Annotated in this window: 10 protein-coding genes; 3 read left to right on the top strand and 7 right to left on the bottom strand. The window is 64.5% G+C overall.

All coding sequences use genetic code 11. The features are described from left to right. Positions 1 to 93 precede the first annotated feature (93 nt). The 5 genes from E8L03_RS17255 to E8L03_RS17235 form a co-directional block, all read right to left on the bottom strand. On the bottom strand, positions 94 to 2,754 hold the full coding sequence (locus tag E8L03_RS17255; RefSeq protein WP_171268020.1) for a sensor histidine kinase: 2,661 nt from the start codon (positions 2,752 to 2,754) through the stop codon (positions 94 to 96). A 276-nt stretch (positions 2,755 to 3,030) separates the two neighbouring features. Continuing rightward, positions 3,031 to 6,168 (bottom strand): efflux RND transporter permease subunit, encoded by a 3,138-nt coding sequence (locus tag E8L03_RS17250; RefSeq protein WP_171268019.1) that lies wholly within the window; start codon positions 6,166 to 6,168, stop codon positions 3,031 to 3,033. Between the two features lie 10 nt (positions 6,169 to 6,178). After that, a complete protein-coding gene (locus tag E8L03_RS17245) occupies positions 6,179 to 7,621 on the bottom strand; it encodes an efflux RND transporter periplasmic adaptor subunit (protein WP_171268018.1) in 1,443 nt (480 codons plus the stop codon). Between the two features lie 168 nt (positions 7,622 to 7,789). After that, positions 7,790 to 8,635: a hypothetical protein gene (locus E8L03_RS17240; protein ID WP_171268017.1), complete on the bottom strand. Its 846-nt coding sequence runs from the start codon at positions 8,633 to 8,635 to the stop codon at positions 7,790 to 7,792. A gap of 33 nt (positions 8,636 to 8,668) precedes the next feature. Beyond that, on the bottom strand, positions 8,669 to 9,514 hold the full coding sequence (locus E8L03_RS17235) for an MBL fold metallo-hydrolase (protein ID WP_144305224.1): 846 nt from the start codon (positions 9,512 to 9,514) through the stop codon (positions 8,669 to 8,671). Positions 9,515 to 9,818: 304 nt separating this feature from the next. Between E8L03_RS17235 and E8L03_RS17230 the strand changes: the two genes are divergently transcribed. The 3 genes from E8L03_RS17230 (at position 9,819) to E8L03_RS17220 (ending at position 13,563) form a co-directional block, all read left to right on the top strand. Next, a complete protein-coding gene (locus tag E8L03_RS17230) occupies positions 9,819 to 11,081 on the top strand; it encodes an OmpA family protein (RefSeq protein WP_171268016.1) in 1,263 nt (420 codons plus the stop codon). A 317-nt stretch (positions 11,082 to 11,398) separates the two neighbouring features. Next, positions 11,399 to 12,169 carry an OmpA/MotB family protein gene (locus E8L03_RS17225; protein WP_171268015.1) on the top strand — a complete coding sequence of 257 codons (771 nt, stop codon included), beginning with the start codon at positions 11,399 to 11,401 and terminating at the stop codon, positions 12,167 to 12,169. A gap of 167 nt (positions 12,170 to 12,336) precedes the next feature. Beyond that, positions 12,337 to 13,563 carry an aminopeptidase gene (locus tag E8L03_RS17220; protein WP_235896583.1) on the top strand — a complete coding sequence of 409 codons (1,227 nt, stop codon included), beginning with the start codon at positions 12,337 to 12,339 and terminating at the stop codon, positions 13,561 to 13,563. Positions 13,564 to 13,700: 137 nt separating this feature from the next. On the opposite strand, the gene mutM is transcribed toward E8L03_RS17220, so the two are convergent. Together mutM and E8L03_RS17210 are read right to left on the bottom strand one after the other, a co-directional pair. Further along, a complete protein-coding gene (mutM, locus tag E8L03_RS17215; RefSeq protein ID WP_171268014.1) occupies positions 13,701 to 14,531 on the bottom strand; it encodes a bifunctional DNA-formamidopyrimidine glycosylase/DNA-(apurinic or apyrimidinic site) lyase in 831 nt (276 codons plus the stop codon). Between the two features lie 72 nt (positions 14,532 to 14,603). Continuing rightward, positions 14,604 to 15,893 (bottom strand): ChaN family lipoprotein, encoded by a 1,290-nt coding sequence (locus tag E8L03_RS17210; protein ID WP_171268013.1) that lies wholly within the window; start codon positions 15,891 to 15,893, stop codon positions 14,604 to 14,606. Positions 15,894 to 16,018 lie beyond the last annotated feature (125 nt).

Genomic DNA, 16,018 nt, shown 5'->3' with positions numbered 1-16,018 from the left:
GCCGGGATGGGCAAACCGTCCCGGCCTTTGTTGCGTTGTCGCGTTGTCGCGATATGTGTGGCGCCGCCTGGCCCGACCGAGCCGACCGGGCGCTTATTCCGAAGCCAGCTTGCGGAGCTCTTTCTCCGCCTCCACCGTGGGCAGACGCACGATAAAGGTGGAGCCCTTGCCGTTCTCCGACTCCACCCAGATGCGGCCGCCGTAGCGCTCCACGATGCGGCGGCAGATGGTCAGGCCGAGCCCCGTGCCAAGGGGCTTTTCCGAGAGGGAATCCAGGGACTGGGTCTGGTAGAACTTGTCGAAGATGGACTCCATCTCATCCTTGGCGATGCCCATGCCCGAGTCCTCCACGCGGATCTCCAGGATTCCGGTCACCTGCTCCTTTGCGCTGAGCACGATCTTGCCCTGGTGGGTGAACTTCACGGCGTTGTCCAGGAGGTTGTAGAGCAACTGGAAGAGGCGCAGGCGGTCCATGCGCACCGGGCTGAGCCTCCGCTGGTACGACGACACCAGGTGCACGAGCTCCTTCTTTGCCAGGGCGGGGGTTATGGCCTTGGCCGCCTCATCCAGCACGTCGGCCGGGTTGAACACCTCGTCGCGCCAGGCCATGGAGCCGGACTCGATGTTGTTCAGGTCCAGCAGGTCGTCGATGATCTGGGTCAGCCGCCTTCCTTCACGCTCGATGGTGGTGAAGTTGGTCTCCACCTCCTGAACGATGTGCTCCAGCTCTTCCTTGTGCTTGGCCAGGGGCCAGAAGTGGCGGCGGAGAGTCCTCTTAAGCAGCTTGGCGTAGCCCAGCACCGAGGTAAGTGGGGTGCGCAGCTCGTGGGAGGCCGAGGAAAGAAACGCCGACTTGAGCTGATCCATCTCCTTGAGCTCTTCCACGGCGTCGCGCAGATCCTTGGTGCGCAAGGACACTGTCTCTTCCAGCTCCTGCTGGATGGTGCGCAGGGCCTTCTCGGTCTGCTGCTGCTCGGTCAGGTCCTGCAGGGAGATGACACAGACATTGACGCCGGGAAGCTTCGCCAGCAGAGCGCGCACGTACCGTTCCTCCCCGGCCACGGTGCGGAAGGTGAGCATGGCGTGCTGGGCCCGTCCTTCCCGCTGGGCAACCTCCTGCAAGGCGAGCAATGCGCGCTGCGTTTCCTGCGGGAAGAAGTCCATCCAGAAGTAGCGCAGCTCCACCTCCTCGGCCTTGACCCCGGCCAGAACCTCGAACTGCTCGTTGGCCATGGTGATCATGCCGGCCATGTCCACAATGATGCTGGCGGCGCCGGTGTTGCGGAAGACGGTCCGGTACATCTCCTCGGAAAGCTTCAGGGCGTTTTCGGCGTCGCGGATATCTGTGATGTCGATGAAGGTTTCCAGCAACAGATCCTTGCCGTTGCGCTGCACCCGGTTCACGGACTTGAGGATGGGGATGGTGCGGCCGCCGGCGGCTATGAGCTCGCGCACGGAGTGATCCATCCTGTCGCCGAGATCCACCACCGGGCAGCGTCCGGCCTCGGCCGGGCAGACAACGCCGTGGCAGCGCATTCCGACAACCTCTTCGCGCGTACGCCCCATCAGGGTCAGGGCGAAGCTGTTGACGTCCTGGATGGTGAACTCCACCGGGTCCACCAGCATGATGCCGGCCTTGACCGCATCGAAGACCTGGGAGAGGAACAGCTCGCCGGAACGACGGGCGTCGAGCTCCCTGTACATGCTGTCCCTGGCCTCGGCGATCTTGTCGAGCATGGAGTTGATACCGCCGGCCAGCTCGGTGAGCTCGTCGTTGGAATCCAGCTGGATGCGGGTCTGCAGGTTCGGATTGGCGCTGAGCTTACCCACCTGGCGGTTCAGGCTGGCCATGCGCGAGAGCACGCGCGTCTCGATGAAGAGCAGCACAAGCGCGCTGAACAGCAGCATAGCCCCCACCATGGTGATGACGAAGTAGCGGATAGTGCGGTGGCTCTGCAGATGGATGTCGCGGTCAAGGAGCAGCTCGATGACAAGCCCCGGATTGCCGTAGAGATCCTTGATCTCCACATACCCTTTGGCCGCGTGGTGATCTGTGGTGTCCAGAATGGTGAGCGCGGGCGACTGCACAAGGGCCTTTGCCCAGGAAGGCATCTCCCTGTCCGGCCGGTAGACCGCCAGCGGAAGGCCCAGGCTCTCTTCCAAGCCGGCCGCTGTCTCCTGATTGACGAACTTGCCCATGACGAGCAAGCCGGCGGCCGGTCCTTCCCCGCTGCTTTTGACAATGGGACGGACCGCCACCAGGAACGGCCCTCCTTCGAGCAGCAACAGCCCCTTGACCGGTTGGAGCTCTCCGTCCTGCTCGGCCGGATACAGGATGCGACCCGGCTCCAGCTTCGCGAGCAGTCCTTCCGGGGACGGTGCCAGCTCCCCGGTGTCCGGGTCCACGCCCACGGCGTAGACCGGCGCGCCATCCAACGTGAACACGCCGATGAAGTCGAGACCCTGCTCCTCGAATGTGGCCGGAATGATGTTCTGATCGATGAACTTCTGATTATGGCTGGACACGAAGTCGTAGGCCGCGTCCCAGGCTGACCAGTCGAGAACGAGGGTGTCGATGCCGTCCACCTCGTTGTGCAGCAGCCGCACCGCGCGCTGGAGGTTCTGCTCGTCCCGTTCGACCTCGAGCTCGTCGAAGCCGGAGCCGATAATGAGCTCCGACGCCGCGGCCAGGATCAGCGCCAAGGCGACAATGGAGCCGATGAGCATCAGAATGGTGGCTTTTCTCAATCGCACTGTTCGGTTCCCGCTTTGATAACGCGCATCTGGACGCTCTTCCGGGATACGTGGAACCGGCCATGAGGGCAAGACCGACCACGGGGCTCGATTTCTATCCAATCGCGCAGACAAGCACAACAAAGAAGGGCGAGACCAGATTGCGGCCGGCCGGACTGCGGGCGTGGAAGGCCATTATGCCGTTACTGGACGCTCCCTGAACGGGCCCGCAGCCTGGCGGCACGACATCATGGCCGCCGTTGCCGGATAGCCGGGGGCTCCATGCGACACGCCCGGTTAGGGATCGGTGCGCGGCGTGGACGAGGCGGCGACGGCCCGCTCCGTGGTGGTCTTGCCCGTAACCATATAGGCAAGATCGTCCAGCACGGCGTACAGGCAGGGCACAATGAAGAGGGTGATGACTGTGGAGGACATGAGTCCGAAGAAGATGGCGATGGCCATGGGCGAGAGGAACCGGGCCTGGCCCGAGGCGAAGAAGGCCAGGAAGAACAGGCCGCCCATGGTGGTAACGGATGTGAGCACGATGGGCCGCAGCCGGACCATGCCCGCCTCCACCAGAGAGCTGCGGCGGGCCGAGCCCTCGCGCCGGCGCTGGTTCACGAAGTCCACGAGCACCAGGGAGTCGTTGACCACGATGCCCGACAGCGCAACAAGGCCGATCATGGAGAGCAGGCCCAGGTCCTGCCCCATGACGATGTGGCCCAGGAGCACGCCGTCTATGCCGAAGGGGATGGCGGCCATGACCACAAAGGGTTGCAGGTAGCTTTTGAACTGCGTGCCCAGGATAAAGTAGATGAGCAGCAGCCCGAGCATGAAGGCGCTGCCCAGCGCGGCCATGGACTCGTTGATGTCCTCCACCTCGCCGCGCTCGGTTTCGATGCTGTAGCCGGGGTAGCGCTGCGGAATGTTGGAGAACTTCTCCTTTACCGCCGCGGAGAGCACCTTGGACGTGGTGATGTCCTGGTTCAGCTCGCCGGTGATGATCACGGCGCGTTTCCTGTTCTCGCGCGTGATGGAGGAGATGCCCTTGGTCTTGGCCACGTTCGCGATCTCGGAAAGCTGCACCTTGCGGCCCGTCGGCAGCGTGACCTTGAAGTGCATCAGGGAGTCGAGTTGGCTGGCGCTGCTCTCTGGCAGCTTCACGCGGACATCGATGTCCTCGCGCGAGGTCTGGAACTTGGAGCTTTCCGAGCCGATAAAGGCGTCGCGAAGCTGGCCAGCCACCATGGAGTTGGTCAGGCCCAGGGCGAACGCATGGGGCTTGAGCTGCACCTGCAGCTCCGGCTTGCCGGCGTCCAGGTTGTCCTTCACGTCGCTGGCGGCCGGGAACTCCTGGATGAACGCCTTGACCTGGTTGGAGATGTTCTGCAGCACGTCCAGGTCGGCCCCGCTGATGAGCACGTAGATTGGGTCGCCGCCCGGCCCGGACTGCATGGCCTGGACCGTGACCGTGTTCCCGGCGGCGTACGGCTGCACGGCCTCGCGCACGTCGTCCATCACGGCCTTGAGCGGACGCAGCCGGCCCATGCCCAGGTCGTTGAGCTCCACGATGATCTGCGCAAGGTTCTCGCCCTGATCACCGCTTTTGCCACGGCCCATGAGGAAGCCCACGTTGGTCACCAGGGAGGCCAGCTCGCTCTGCGGAATCGCATTGTTCACCGACCGCTCCACCCGCTTCATCAGGTCCTCGGTCTCCTCCAGGGAGGATGCCGGCGGTGCCTCCACGCTCACGTAAAACTGGCTGCCCTCGAACTCCTGGAAGAGCCGGAACGGGATGTGGAGCACGGCAAAGGCGATGATCAGCGTGGACACGCCCAGCACGCCGGCGAGAAACACGTAGCGCCACTCCAGACAGCGGTCCAGCAGCTTGCCGTAGCGGGTAATGACGCCGTCGATAAAGGCGTTGATCTTTCTGCGCAATGCCGAGGGCTCCGGCGGCGTGGCCGGCAGGAACTCCGCCATGTGCGAAGGCAGCACCACCAGCGCCTCCAGCAGGGAGACGAGCAGCGCAAAGATGACCACCTTTGGGATGACGCCCAGGAACACGCCCATGGTGCCGGGGATGAGCAGCAGCGGCATGAACGCCGCCACCGTGGTGGCCACCGCGGCGATGACCGGCCAGCTCACCTCGCTCGCGCCCTTGATGGCCGCCTCCCGTGGCGAGAGCCCGGACTCGTAGTGGCGGTAGACGTTCTCGCCGATGACCACGGCGTCGTCCACCACCAGGCCCAGCACGACAATGAGCGCGAACATGGACATCATGTTCATGGTCATGCCGGCCCAGGCCATGATGATGATCGCGCCCAGGAACGATATGGGAATGCCCATGGTGACCATGGAGGCCACGCGCCAGTTGAGCATGAGCAGCAGGAAGATGAAGACCATGACCAGGCCCTGCAGGCCGGACGAGGACAGGGTCTGCAGCCGGTTCTTCACGTACACCGAGGTGTCGTTGAACACGCCGATGTCCACGGTGGGGGGCAGCCTTTTGCGGTAGTTGTCCACCAGGTCGCGCACGTCTTTGGAAACCTTGATGGCGTCGCCGGCGCGGGTCTTGGTCACGGTCAGGTTCACGGCCCGCTGCAGGTTGAAGCGGCCCAGGGAGCTTTCGTCCTTGAACCAGTCGCGGACCCGGGCCACCTCGCCCAGGCGGAGCTTGCCGCCCGTGGGCGTTGTCACCAGGGGGATGTCCTCCAGCCCTTTGGCCGTGGCCGACTTGCCCACGGTGCGGATCAGGAACTCGCCCTGAGCCGTGGGCAGGGTGCCGCCGGGCAGGTCGAAGTTGTGCTCGCGGATGACGTTGGAGATGGAGGAGAGGGTGAGGCCGTAGCGCTCCAGCATCTCGGGCTGCACCTCCACCCATATCTCGCGGTCCGGAAGGCCGGAGATGCGTACGTCGGAGACGCCGTTGATGGACTGGATCTCGCTTTCGAGATCATCCACTATGCCTTTGAGATACTTAAGATTGACCTCGCCATACAGGGAGACGGTGATGACCGGGATGTTCGGCTGCATCTCCTTGACGATGGGGTCGTCGGCGTCCTCGGGAAACTCGTCGATCTGGTCGATGGCCTGCTGTGCGTCGCTGACGAGCTTGGGCAGGTTCTTGGCTTCCGGCGAGATCTCGATGGTGACCTGGGAAAACCCTTCCTGCGTGGTGGAGGAGAGGTCTTCCACATAGTCGAGGTCGCTCACGGCTTCCTCGATCTTGAGGGTCACGTTCTTCTCGATCTCCTCGGCCGAGGCCCCCGGATAGACTGTGGTCACGATGATCTGGTTCTCGCTGAACTCCGGGAACACCTCCTTGGGCATGTGGAACTTGTACAGCACCACGCCCATCACCAGGATGGAGATCATGATCAGGTTCACGGTGACAGGGTTGTGCACCGAGAACTCGGCAAGCTTCTTCATCATGCCCACGCGGCTACTCCCCGGCGCTCACCGCGCATGCCGTGGCGTTGTCCCCGGCTGCGGCCGATACGGCGCCGTCCGGATAATCGGCGGCAATGGACATGCCCGTGCCCACGATATCCACCGGAGCGCCGTCCACCAGATCCTCCTGCCCGGAGACCACCAGGGTCGTTCCCGGCTCCAGACCTTGAATCACGGCGTTCTCGCCCTGCTCCCAGGCCACGTCCACATAGATCTTCCTGGCGTGTCGGGCCTTTTCCACCACAGGGGCCGCGCCGGCGGCGGTTTGGTTGGCTGCTTCTGCGTCTGCAGAAGCCGGTTGCCCGCCTGCCGCCGCAGCCTGTTCCACGGTGTAGACATAGAGGCCGCTGGAGTCCTGGGTCATGGCCGCATAGGGGATGACCACGGCCCGCTCCGGCGTGGTCTTCTGGATCACAGCCTCCACGAACTGGCCGGGCAGGATGGGCGACAGATCAGCCGGGTTGTCCACGTAGATCTCCGCGGCAAAGAGGCGCGTGTCGGACTCGGCCGACGGCGAAAGGTGGGCGAGCCTGCCCCGGCGGGAGATGCGGCCGTCGCGGGCGTTGACCGTCACCAGCACGTCGCTGCACACGCCGGAGTCCACGTCCTCGCGCACCACGCCCAGGTAGCGGCTGGGCACCTGGATATCCACGACCACGGTACTGAAGTCCACGGCCTCGAAGGCCACGGTGTTGGCGCTGATGTGGTTGCCCACGTCCACGGAGCGGTTGGCGATCTCGCCGTCGAACGGCGCGCACAACGTGGTCCGTTCCAGATCGAGCGCGGCCTTGTCGCGCTGGGCCTTGTTCATGGCCAGCTGCGCTTCCTTCTGCCTCAGCAGGGCCTTGGCCGAGTTCACGTTGGACAGCACGTCCAGGTAGGTCTTTTTCACCGTGGAAAAGCTGCTGCGCTGGGTGTCCAGCTCCGAAGCGGAGATCACGCCCTTCTTGAACAGCCGCTCCTTGCGCTCCAGCTCGTTCTGGGCCGCGTCCAGCTCGTCCTTGCTCTCTTCCAGCTTGGCTTCCTCGGTCTGGTTGGTAATCTCCTGCAGCCCCACGGCGGCTTCGGCCTCGGCATAGGACGCCTCGGCCTGATCCAGAGCGATGGCGTAGGGCCGCGGGTCGATGCGCACAAGGGCCTCGCCCCGGGCCACCTTGCGCCCGGGCTCGCAGTTTTCGCTGATCCAGACCACGTTGCCGCCGACCTCTGCCGCCGACTGGGCGCGGCTTCTGGCGCGGGCCGTGCCCAGCAGGGTGATGGTCCGGCGGATCGATGAGGTTTCCAGATCGATGGTGCGCACCGGAACGCGCGGATTGCGGACCGACTCCACCATGGGTTTTGCCGGCTTGGTGGCGTAGATGGCAACCACAAGCACGATGACCACGACGACTATGCCGCTGATATAAAGGACGCTGATGCGTTTTTTGGAACTCACGATAATTACGCCGTTTTTGGTGTGAATTGACGTTCGCAAACGGTACACTCCACTATGCGCGGCGTATGCGTTCGTCAAGCGACGTGATGATGACAAGCGAGCTGTTTACACCATATCCTGCTGATATTCCAGGGGGCGCTGCCGCTCGCAGAGAGTTATTAAGAAGCTTTAACGAAGGATGAAGTCCATGCCGAACCCGGCGCAGTCGCACTGCTCGCCGTTGGCTCCGATCGACAGCCTGGTGCGGGCGCAGCGCAGACGGCCGCCTTCAAACACGTACCAGATCCGGCCGTACTGAGCGCACAGGGCGTTGCCCCCGCCCACCAAGGCCGCCGGCTTGCCCAGCAGTCGGTCCGCCTCGTCCGGGGTCATTCCCTTGACGGCGACCTGGTCGGCCAGCCGGGTCATGCGCTGACGTTCCGCGGCCAGGGCGGCCGCCTCGTCGCGCACCATTGTTTCGGTCATGGCGTCGTTGCCCGACTCGGCCATTCCCGGCCCTCGTAGTGTACCCTTGCGTGTGGCGTCGCCGCGAACCTCGCCCCGCCACTCCCGGAACCGCTCCCGCGCGATGACCTGCTTGCCCTGCTCCACCATCAGCGTGCGCGCCTTGTCCAGATCGGCCTCGGCGGTCATGGTGCAGGTCAGGCTGACCACGGTGCCGTTCACCGTCCAGTTTTCATCCACCTTCTGCTCGGTGAGCATTGCCCCGGCAAAGGAGCGCACCTCGTCCTTGGTGAGCTGGAAGTCCTTGGTGGCGGAAAGACTTTCCGTATAGGTGCCGATGCGTTCGATAATCTGACGCCGCGATTCCTGGCGGCAGGCCTCGCGCGCATCGTTGCGGCTCTCGTCATCGCCCATGACATGGGTATGCGTGGCTGTAAAAACCTCGGCCCGAGCCACGGCCGGCGCGGTAATCAGAGCCAACACGGCGCACAGCGCCAGCAGGGTGGCGCTGAATCGGAGCCAAACCGTGCGATCGGGTCGCGGCATGTTCGTATGCGGATCGTTTTCCATGCCTGTCTCGAAGCAAGGAACGGACCAAAAAGGCTACAACGAAATATCCATATTCTGGGTAACGGCGAAGCAGCGTATGGGCTGGCCCGCATCGGCGGCTATCTTCCGACACGCCTCCACCATGGCGTCTACCTCGCTGTCCGTGCGGTCCTGGTTGTGGTGGAACAGGCCAAAGTGCTCCACCCCGGCGGCCAGGGCAAGCTGCATGGCCCCGGCGTATGTGGAGTGGCCCCACTTGCGCGCGCGCTGATAATCCGCGTCGGTGTACTCGGCGTCATGGATCAGAAAATCCGCGCCGCGGCAGAACTCAACATACTCCTCGAACGACCGGCCGCCCGGATGGACGTAACCGAGCTCATTGTCCGTGAGAAAGACAAAGGTCTTGCCCGCTTCCGTGAACTTGTACCCCAGTCCCAGGTTGGGATGGCTGAGCGGTATGGACTCCACCGTGAGGCCCAGGATGTCGTGGGCGCGGCCGGTCTCGCAACGGGGGTGGTAGTTAATCTGCGCGTGGATCTCGTCGTATGGCACAGGAAAATGCGGCGCCGACATGGTCTGGGCCAAAAGGGTCTGCATGTCGCCCGTTTCCATGGGGCAACCGTACACGTCGATGGACGACTCCTTGCGGTGCAAGGGCTTGAAGAACGGAAAGCCGAGGATGTGGTCCCAGTGCGCGTGGGTGAAAATCATGCTGAACTTATGCCGGCCTTCGGCGAGAAGGGAGTTGCCCAGGCGGCGGATGCCCGTGCCGGCATCCACGATGAGAATGTCGTCCGCAGACGTGCGGATCTCGATACAGGTGGTGTCGCCGCCGTAGCGGAGGTACTCTTCTCCTGACACGGCGATGGAGCCGCGGGCGCCCCAACAGCGTATGACCATTACTCCTCCTCGGCGCCGCATGCTTCATGCGGCCGGTCCGGTGCTCGGTGAATGCGTGCCCCCAACTCCGCCATCCCCCTGCGCGCAGCCATGCACGACCATAGCGTGAAAACATCGCTGGTGAAAAGGGGGCGCCCCGCACGTGAACAGGCAAAACCGGCTTGCCACGGCATTTGTCACCGCGTCGTAACCCGCAATCCATTGCCACTTCCGGCCACGTGTCGTACGCTGACCGGAATCGGTTTCGGCACAAGGCACGCTGCATCGCCGGCCGCGCCCCTGCCCCCCATCCACGGAGAGCTCCATGCCGGAGAACACGCCCAGGTCGTCCTTCCTGTCCATCACCATCATCGTCATCCTCCTGCTCGCAGCCGCCGTGCTCGGCTTTTTCTACATAAGCGCTCCCAGCAAAAGCCAGCTCGCCGAGGCGAACCGGACCATTGCCGACCTGAGCGGCCAGCTCGACCAGATGCAGGCCGATCTCGAACGCATGCGCTCCGAGACCGAGACATCCAAGGCGGACCTCGAACGCTTCATGGCCGAGAACAGCCGGCGGCAATCGCAGATACAAAGCGAGGCCGAGCAGGCCCTGGCCACCTGCCGGGAGCAGCTTGAACAGACCGAAACCAGGCTCCGGGACGCGCAGCAGCGTATTGCCGCGCTGGAAGCTTCCGCAGCCAACGCTACTGATAATGCGGCGGTTAATGCTACGCTCCAGGCGTCGCAGGCTGAGCTGGACGCCTGCCGCCAGGCTGCGGACAACGCCACCACTGCCCTGGACCAGGCCCGGTCCGAGATCGCCTCCCTGCGCGCGCAGCTCGATGCGGCCCGCGCCCAGTCCGCCGCATCGGCCGGAAACGCCACCCAAGAAGAGGACGCCGCCATGCAGGAGTGCAGCCAGGAGAAAGCCGCGCTGCAACAGAATGTCGGCGCGCTCCAATCCGAAAAGGACGCCATGGCCGGGCGAATTGCCACGTTGCAGCAGGAGAAGCAGGACGCTGCAGACCAGCTGGCTGCATGCCAGGAGGCCCGCACCGAGGCGGCACAGGGCCGCTCCGAGCTGCAGTCCACCCTGCGGGACATGAAATCCGAGTACCAGAACCTCGTGGACTCGCTGCGCAAGGAGATCGACGAGAAAAGCGTGGTCATCGAGCAGATTGAGGACCGCCTGTCCATCAACATCCTGGGCGAGATCCTTTTCAGCCTGGGCAGCCGGCGGCTGCGGCCCGAAGGCAGGCAGCTCCTGGAGAGCATCGCCCAGAACCTCTCCCCGGCCCCCGGCGACGTGGTCTACGTCATCGGCCATACCGACACCGTGCCCATCGGCGAGCAGTTCCGCGAGATATTCCCCTCCAACTGGGACCTTTCTGCGGCGCGAGCCGCATCGGTGGCGCGTTTCATTCTGGCCAAGAGCGAACTCGCGCCGGAGCGCGTGGCCGTGATGGGCATGGCCGAGAACCACCCCATTGCCGACAACGACACGGCCGAGGGCCGCGCCAAAAACCGCCGGGTGGAGATCCTTATCGGACCGGCACTGTACGGCGGCGCCCAGCCGGCCGCCGGCTGATATCTTTGCCGGAGCGGACCGGCCGCATCAGCCGCCCCCCTGTACCCGGGCCTACCCGCGCCGGGCTACGCCGCTGAACGCGCGTCTTCTTCTGCGGCCACTTCAAGATGCGCAATTCTCTACAAATCCACAGAGTTTTTCCGACAGCGCACAGGTCTTTGCCCCTCTGGCGGCTCTGATTTGTGTTGCCGCATAACCGCCTGTTCTTGCAGCATCTCCGCCGATGCCGTACGCTGCTTTCCAGCACCCGGTCCTGGACAGTCGCATCGCCGCTTCGCCGGTCGGTCCAACCTTCCAACGCCGACACGGAGTGTTTCATGCCGAAGAGCTCTCCCCCCGCCGCAACCCCGTATAAGGTTGTCATAGGTATTCTGCTGCTTGCGCTTGCTCTGCTCGGATATCTGTACGGCAGTGTTCTCTCCAAACAGGAGTCTTCCGAGTCGAGCCAACGCGCGGCCAAGCTGGAAAGCCGCCTGGATATCGTCAACGCCGAGCTCGAAGCATGCCGGCAACAACCCGGCGCCTCCTCCGACGTCCGGGACATGGCTCGGCACATGCAAGACATGAAAGCCAACTACCAGGGCATGCTGGACAATCTCCGGCAATCACTGGCGGAGATGCGGACCAGGTATCAGGCCCTGGCCAAGTCGGCGCCTGGAGAGCACAGCGATCAGGACATTATTATCACGGACAGCGAGGACCGCCTGTCCATCAACATCCTCGGCGAAATTCTCTTCGGCCCCGGCAGCAGCAGTCTCCGGCCCAAAGGCAGGCAGCTCCTCACCGAGCTGGCCCAGCACCTGACTCCTGTTCCCGGCCACACCGTGTACATCATCGGCCACACGGACAGCGTGCCCATCTCCACCGAGCACCACTCCCAATACCCGTCCAACTGGGAGCTCTCCGCTGCACGCGCCGCCGCCGTCGCCCGGTTCCTGCTGGCCCACAGCTCCATCGACCCCTCGCGCATCGCCGTGACCGGGCTGGCCGCGCACCACCCCATTGCGGGCAACGACACGGCCGAGGGACGGTCCAAGAACCGGCGTGTGGAAATCCTTATCGGGCCGGAGCTCTACGCCGCCCGATAGGCGGATTCCCCTGGCCTGGGGGAACCCCATGCTCTCCGGCGGCATGCATTCGGGGTCGGCTGCGTCCAATTCCGGAGATAATGCACCGGCTGATTTTCCCAACACGCATTTGCAAAATCCCGCGGCTTGGCGCAGATTGGTTGCTTCCTGCCAACCATGGAGACGAGATGACCATGCCCGCCTACTCCCCGTCCGTGTTCTCTGAGATCGAGCTTGAAAAGTACGCCGAGGTCCTGCTCTGGGGGCTTTCCGTCGCGCGTAAGGGAAAGTTCAAGAAGAGCGACCTTGTTCTGGTCCGCTACGACGTGGAAGCCCTGCCCCTGGCCGAGGCCGTGACAGGCCTGCTCCACGAGATGGGCCGCATCCCCGTTGTCCGCGCCAAACCCTCCTGCCGCATGGAGTACGACTTCTACAAGCACGCCAACAACAAGCGGATCACCTACGAGATTCCCGGCGAAAACGAGCTCTACTCACAGCTCAACGGCCTGGTCCACATCCTCGGCCCCAGCTCGCGCACCCACCTGTTCACCATCGATCCCGAGCAGATGACCATGCACACCAAGTCGCTGCGGCCCCTGCGGGTCATCCTCAACCGCCGCGAAGAGCTGGGCGACTTCGGCTCCACCCTGGGCATCTACCCCACCGAAGGGCTCGCTTCCCTGGCCGGGCTCAGCCTGGGCGAGTACACCGAGCAGGTGCGCAAGGCGTGCAAGCTGCCCGACGGCACGCCCGTGACCCAGTGGAAGCTCTTCCAGAAGGATGCGCGCGAAATCGTCAACTGGCTGAATGGCCTGGACATCCAGACCCTGCGCCTGCAGTCCAAACGCGCCGACCTGCTCCTGTCCCTGGGCGAGCGCCGCACCTGGGTCGCGCTCACCGGACGCAACATCCCCAGCTTCGAGTTCTACACTTCCCCGGACTGGCGCACCGTGGAAGGCGTGTACTACGCCGACCAGGCCACCTTTGCTGCCGGCGCACGCGTCCAGGGCGTCCGGCTGGAGTTCCGCATGGGCGAGGCCCTCGACATCACAGCCGCCGAAGGTCAGCCCAGCGCCCACAACCAGCTCGTCATGGATCAGGGCTCCAACAAGGTTGGCGAGTTCGCCCTGGTGGACAAACGCTTCTCTCCCATCAACCGCTTCATGGCCAATACCCTGTACGACGAAAACTACGGCGGCGAGCACGGCAGCTGCCACCTCGCTCTCGGCCAATCCTACTCCAATGCCTACGCCGGCGACCCGGCCAGCCTGGACGCCGACCGCAAACGCATTCTCGGCTTCAACTCCTCGGCCCTGCACTGGGACCTCGTCAACACCGAAGACAAACGCATCACCGCCACCCTGCCGGGCGGCGAGAAACGCACCCTCTACGAAAACGGCCAGTTCACGCTGTAAGACCTTTGTCAGCGGATGTATTGAGGGGCTCTGCCCCTCAAACTCCCCGCCAGGGAGCCATGCTCCCTGGACCCAACACTAGGGGTCCGGGGACCACTGGTCCCCGGCAGGGGGCGTGGGGGACGGCGTCCCCCGCATTACTTTTGCTGGCAGTGCGGACAGTAGACGGTGGTGCGGCCGGCGATGGTGGCTTTGACGAGGGGGGTGTTGCACACGGTGCAGGGTTGGCCGGCGCGGCCGTAGACGCGGAAGGAGTTCTGGAACGAGCCGGCGTTGCCGCGGCCGTCCACGTAGTCGCGGATGGAGGAGCCGCAGCCGGCGATGGCTTCCTGAAGGACCTCCTGAATGGCGTTGTGCAGACGCGCCACGCGTTTCCTGCTCAGGGAGGCGGGAATGGCGTCCGGCCGGATGCCGGCGCGGAACAGGGCCTCGTCCACGTAGATGTTGCCGAGCCCGGCAACGACCTTCTGGTCGAGGAGCACAGCCTTGATGCGGCCGCGCTTGTTCGCGAGGCGGGCGGCGAGGTCGGCGGCGGACATGGCCAGGGGCTCGGGCCCGAGGGTGGCGTAGAACGGCCAGCAGGCGAGCTCTTCCGGGGTGTGCACGCGGCAGGCTCCGAATTTGCGCACATCGCGGTAAAAAAGCGGGAAGGTCCGACCGTCGGGTCGGCGCAGGGTGAACACGAGGTGGGTGTGATTGTCCGGCGTGTCGTCCGGTTGGGGCACGTAAAGCCGGCCGGTCATGCGCAGGTGGCAGGCAAAGAGGTAGCCGCCGTCGAGCAGGAGCAGGAGCAGCTTGCCGCGGCGGCCCACGCTGAGGATGCGGCGGCCACGCAGGCGTTTCGCAAAACCTTCGGGCGGCTGCTCCAGGGCGCAGATGTGGCGCACCTCAATATTCTCGAACACGGCGCCTTCAAGGTCACCGGCCAGGGTCCGGGCAATGGTTTCGACTTCAGGAAGCTCAGGCATGATCGTTGCTGGCGGCAGGTTGCGGGGTTGCGGGGCGGAAGGTGTGGCTTGTCGCGTTGCCCATTGCCGGAGTCAGTTTCCGGATGACGGTGTCTGAGAGGGGGTCGCGGCCGGCGTCTGCTCATTCATTCCGGGTCCGGAACCCTCCGCATCGCCTGTTTCCGAATCATCGGTTGCGCCAGGGGGCGGGCCCATGGTCCGCGCGCCGGGCGGCAGCGGGCAGGAGAAGAACACATCGCCCAAAGCTTCGGGCGGCAGCTCCACGGCCGGGTCCGCGCGCCACGGCATGACAAGCAGCACCTTGGCCTCGGGGTCCAGCGACTGCAGCCGCAAGGCGATGCCCCAGCCGTTCTCCACGTGGCCGGAGCCGGCCAGCACCACCACGGGTGAGCCCTCCAGCTGGCGCACGCGCACGGCGTTCTCGGCCATCACGGTGTCCCACAACGACTGCACGGTGATGAACTGGTGGAACATGGCCTCGGGGTCTGGTCGATGCGCTGTTGCGTTGGCCTGCCCAGGGCCCGGAGATGCCGCTTCCGGAGCCGGCGTCTGCATGACTGGCGCCGTGCCGTTGCCCGCCGGGGCGGCCTCATCCATCTTGTCTTGCTTGGAAATGGTCGAAGAGTCTCGGATCGCATTCTGTGTCGCGTTCCCGGCCTCGGGCGCGCCAACCGTCGCATTATCCGTGTCGTCTGCGGTCGCATTCTGGCCGGGCCGTCGCGCTTTCATCATGGCCATGTGCCGCTCGAACACGCTGCGCAGATCCTCGCGCTGGGCCTCGCCGGCCGGGATGATGGCCCGCGGCAGGTACTGCCGGTGCAGCGGCGCCACGGCGTCCACACCGCCGCGGCCGTAGGCAAAGGCAGCACCCGGCGGCAGGTTCGCGGCATAGAGCGGCAGCTGATACTGCTCCGCCGTCGCAAACACCGGCCCGTAAGCGAAGAAGTCGTGTCCCCAGGTACGCTTCCAGTCCAGGGCCTCGCGCAGGTCGCCGGCGTTCAGTTCCCCGCGAAGGAAGGCGTCCAGGTCGCCCTGCCGGTCCAGGCCCACCATCTCCAATGCCACAGCCGGGCCGGACGTGAGCGACGCCGCCAGCCAGCGCATGATCGTGGCCTGGGCCTCGTGGTCGCAGCGGATGGGATGGCCCTCGCCGATGAGAATGTAGTCAGCGTCCTCGGCCAGCTTCAGAAAGGCGGCTTTGCCCAAAGCCACGGCGCGGCCCTGCTCCACGACAAAAAACTCACCCGGTGCGATAGACTCGGCAGCCGTGCGCTCCTCCGGCGTGCGGTACGACCCCTGCGCGGCGCAGCCTGCGAGGGTCAGTATGGCGAGGAAAAAAGGAAACAGCCCAGAATACTTCATATTATGAAAGCATCTTAGAGCTTGGGTGTAAGACTTGTAATCCATCATGATCGAGGGCTCCGCCCTCGCGCTCCCGCCAGGGAGCATGGCTCCCTGGACCCTATATTGGGGTCCGGGGACCAGTG

The organism is Oceanidesulfovibrio marinus (assembly GCF_013085545.1).
In the GTDB taxonomy this organism is placed as follows: Bacteria; Desulfobacterota; Desulfovibrionia; order Desulfovibrionales; family Desulfovibrionaceae; genus Oceanidesulfovibrio; species Oceanidesulfovibrio marinus.
This window is presented reverse-complemented; position numbering and strand designations above follow the sequence as displayed.

Coding starts and splice junctions, on each gene's coding strand:
- E8L03_RS17240 (WP_171268017.1), bottom strand. CDS start 8,635: ATGGAAAACGATCCGCATACGAACATGCCGCGACCCGATCGCACGGTT.
- E8L03_RS17210 (WP_171268013.1), bottom strand. CDS start 15,893: ATGAAGTATTCTGGGCTGTTTCCTTTTTTCCTCGCCATACTGACCCTC.
- E8L03_RS17235 (WP_144305224.1), bottom strand. CDS start 9,514: ATGGTCATACGCTGTTGGGGCGCCCGCGGCTCCATCGCCGTGTCAGGA.
- E8L03_RS17220 (WP_235896583.1), top strand. CDS start 12,337: ATGACCATGCCCGCCTACTCCCCGTCCGTGTTCTCTGAGATCGAGCTT.
- mutM (WP_171268014.1), bottom strand. CDS start 14,531: ATGCCTGAGCTTCCTGAAGTCGAAACCATTGCCCGGACCCTGGCCGGT.
- E8L03_RS17250 (WP_171268019.1), bottom strand. CDS start 6,168: ATGATGAAGAAGCTTGCCGAGTTCTCGGTGCACAACCCTGTCACCGTG.
- E8L03_RS17225 (WP_171268015.1), top strand. CDS start 11,399: ATGCCGAAGAGCTCTCCCCCCGCCGCAACCCCGTATAAGGTTGTCATA.
- E8L03_RS17230 (WP_171268016.1), top strand. CDS start 9,819: ATGCCGGAGAACACGCCCAGGTCGTCCTTCCTGTCCATCACCATCATC.